This is a genomic window from Pedobacter sp. (assembly GCF_035566355.1).
Taxonomy (GTDB): domain Bacteria; phylum Bacteroidota; class Bacteroidia; order Sphingobacteriales; family Sphingobacteriaceae; genus Pedobacter.
The window spans coordinates 1-3,118 of record NZ_DATMRL010000252.1 but is presented as its reverse complement, the minus strand read 5'-3'; the positions used below and the strand labels follow the sequence as shown (position 1 = coordinate 3,118).

The 3,118-nt window shown below is 41.5% G+C and carries 3 protein-coding genes; 2 read left to right on the top strand and 1 reads right to left on the bottom strand.

All coding sequences use genetic code 11. The features are described from left to right. Positions 1-201 precede the first annotated feature (201 nt). The gene (locus VNZ46_RS09730; protein WP_325559959.1) at positions 202-1,104 is read right to left on the bottom strand and encodes an AraC family transcriptional regulator; all 903 of its coding nucleotides are present in this window, start codon (positions 1,102-1,104) and stop codon (positions 202-204) included. A 118-nt stretch (positions 1,105-1,222) separates the two neighbouring features. Between VNZ46_RS09730 and VNZ46_RS09725 the strand changes: the two genes are divergently transcribed. Both VNZ46_RS09725 and VNZ46_RS09720 read left to right on the top strand, forming a co-directional pair. Further along, the gene (locus tag VNZ46_RS09725) at positions 1,223-2,233 is read left to right on the top strand and encodes an aldose epimerase family protein (protein WP_325559958.1); all 1,011 of its coding nucleotides are present in this window, start codon (positions 1,223-1,225) and stop codon (positions 2,231-2,233) included. After that, positions 2,230-3,118, top strand: an 889-nt coding sequence (locus VNZ46_RS09720; RefSeq protein ID WP_325559957.1) for a sugar porter family MFS transporter, incomplete at its 3' end; no start/stop codon positions are given. The genes VNZ46_RS09725 and VNZ46_RS09720, both read left to right, overlap by 4 nt.

Here is a 3,118-nt window from a genome sequence, read left to right as displayed (position 1 = left end):
ATGGTCAAGAGAGTCCCATCTCGCTTGTTGGTATGGGAATTCTTTGAGCCAGGTTAGCAAGGGTACTCGAGCTTCAGGGTGTTGTTCTATATAACTTGCTATTTTATTGGTTGCGATCAGATTCATAAGCGTTAATTAAATTATCACCAAGTTATGAAATCATATCCAGGAAATAGGTAACAACCTGTCATTCATAATTTTTCAAAATGCATGCTCTTGCTTCTTTCTATATGCCGTAGGCGATACCCCCATTAAACGGGTAAACATTCTGGTAAAATAATAAGGGTCATGAATGCCCAGCGTAATGGCTACTTGTTTCACAGACATGTCTGTAAACGACAAATACTGACAGGCATGCTGAATCTTTAAATGATTAAAATACTCTATCGGCGAGTAACCCGTTTTAGCCTTAAATATCGAAGAAAAATGAGAAACCGATAGCCTCGAAAACTCTGCAAGCTCAGAAAGGGTAACAGAAGTCTGGATCTTCTCTTTCATAAACCCCACACTGCGCTCCACGATATCCTCTTCAGTTTTATGATCAGGATTCGTAAACTTTCTTTCGTACATCAAAGAGGATAAAAAATGAGAAAAGGTCATACTTACATAACGCAAGGCATCACTGCTGTACCCCATTTCAAGCGTATGATAAATATCATCAAACAAGGCAATCCGCTCTTCGTTATAAGCCAGTTTGGGCTGAAAATTAGCCGCATTTTTTAAAATGAGTTCAACAATATATCCTGCCAGCTCACCTTTGAAATGAATCCAATAAATTGTCCATGGTTTATGTTCACTCGCCCCGTATCTGTGAGAAGAATTTTTAGGGATCACTACAAATTCAGAAGGCCCTATTTCTATTCTTTCTTTATTTATTTCCACCCAGCCAAAGCCTTCCAGGCAATAAATAAGGATGTGTTGTCCTATACCCGCATTGCGCTCCGCATAGTGAAACCGGGCTTTTGGATAATAACCGATGTCTGTAATGTGCAATTGCCTGGTAATGGCATCACTGTTTAAAAAGTCATTGATAATCTTTTTGGGAAGTACAATAAGCTTCTGGCCATTGAATCCCTCCCTTTTTCTAAAATCATTTGCTTTCATAACACAAACTTATAAGAATCAGAATAAAATCCATCATCTTCATAAAAACGACTATTTTTTTTGAACTGGTTTTGAGATAGGTTTACATTAACCAAGTATCCAGGTATGAACAGGAAATATGATCAGCAACAAAATCACCTATAAACATTGGGGGAATCCTATCGGAAAGGATGTCTTCCTTTTTAAAATACAGAACGAAAATGGCGCCTTCGTTGAACTTACTAATTATGGGGCCACATTGGTTTCCATTGTAGTTCCCGATGCTTCCGGCAAACTGAGAAATGTCATTTTGGGTTTTGACAGTTTTGAAGCTTACCTGGAAGATCGTTGTTATATAGGTTCTACAATAGGACGCTTCGCCAACCGCATTGCAAACGCGCGTTTTGATATCGATGGAAAGACCTTTAATCTGGAAAAGAATGATGGAGAAAATACAAACCACAGCGGGATACATGGATTCCATGCCAAAGTATTCGAGTTTAATATCCAGAACGATGAACTTCATTTTCATTTAACCAGCCCGGATGGCGAGGGCGGTTATCCTGGCAATTTGAGTTTCGCTGTGACTTACTCATTTACGGAAGACAACCAGCTCCAGATTCAATATACAGCAGAAACAGATCAGAAAACCTTTGTCAATTTCACCAATCATGCGTATTTCAATTTAAATCATGAAGCCACCGGAATATTTGACCACCAGTTAAAAATCGCCTCAAAAAAGGTTTTAGAAAGTACAGCAGATTATATTCCAACGGGTCAGATCATTCCTTCAGGTCCTGTAACTTTCAATGGCCAAACGATTGGAGATTGTCTGGTCAACGCCAGGCTGAAGGGTTTCAATACCTTTTACGTGTTTGACCATTCCAGACAAGACGATACAGTAGCGGTATTATCACACCCCGGTTCTGGCCGCCGGATGGAAATTAGCACCTCCTATCCGGGGCTTATGCTCTATACCGGTGATTACCTGGAGCAATCCTACAAACCTTTTGATGGCTTATGCCTGGAATGCCAGTTTTTTCCGGATAGCCCCAACCATCAACAATTTCCCTCCACCATACTTGAACCGGGAGAACAGTATAAACAATATATTCATCTCAAATTTGACACCCAAGACCAAACTATATGAGCGAAAAATCCATCACATTTAACAGCCGGTATATTATTGGCATCTCCTTTATATCTGCACTTGGCGGCTATCTGTTCGGATTTGATTTTGCAGTGATTTCTGGTGCCCTACCTTTTTTGCGGCCTCAATTTATGCTCGATTCCCTGTGGGAAGGCTTTCTGACAGGTTCACTTGCCCTTGGTTGTATTGTAGGTTGCCTGATCGCCGGTAAACTTGCCGACAAATATGGAAGAAGGCCGGGTTTAATGCTTGCCGCAGTGATATTTGCAGTCTCGTCCATTGGAATTGCACTATCCTTTGGCCTATCCTTTTTTATCGTAATGAGGTTTATCGCGGGCATTGGAGTGGGCATGGCCTCCATGTTATGCCCCATGTACATCGCAGAAGTTTCTCCGGCAAAGGTTAGAGGAAGAAATGTCGCGATTAACCAGTTAACCGTAGTGATTGGAATATTGGTAACCAATATGGCCAATTATTTCCTGGCCGATACCGGCCCTGATGCCTGGAGATGGATGTTCGGTCTCGGGGCTATTCCATCCACCATTTTCCTTATAGGGGTAATTTGGTTGCCCGAAAGCCCGAGGTGGTTATTGAAAGATGGTCAGCAGGAAAAAGCCAAACAGGTTCTAAATAAGATTGGTTCGGCCTCTTTTGTGGAAACCACCTTAACGGCCATTCATAAATCACTGGAAGGCAGCCCTAAAAAACAAAATTACAAAGATGTGTTTGAGAAAAGTGTACGCCCGGCCGTAGTGGTTGGGGTTATTCTCGCCATATTCCAACAGTTCTGCGGAATCAATGTGGTCTTCAACTACACCTCTACGATATTTGAATCTGTAGGCGCGGATTTAAACCGTCAGCTTTTTGAAACCATTGCCATTGGTG

Bases quoted from the DNA above. Each gene is read 5' to 3' on its own strand.
- VNZ46_RS09730 (WP_325559959.1), bottom strand. From the start codon at position 1,104: ATGAAAGCAAATGATTTTAGAAAAAGGGAGGGATTCAATGGCCAGAAG.
- VNZ46_RS09725 (WP_325559958.1), top strand. From the start codon at position 1,223: ATGATCAGCAACAAAATCACCTATAAACATTGGGGGAATCCTATCGGA.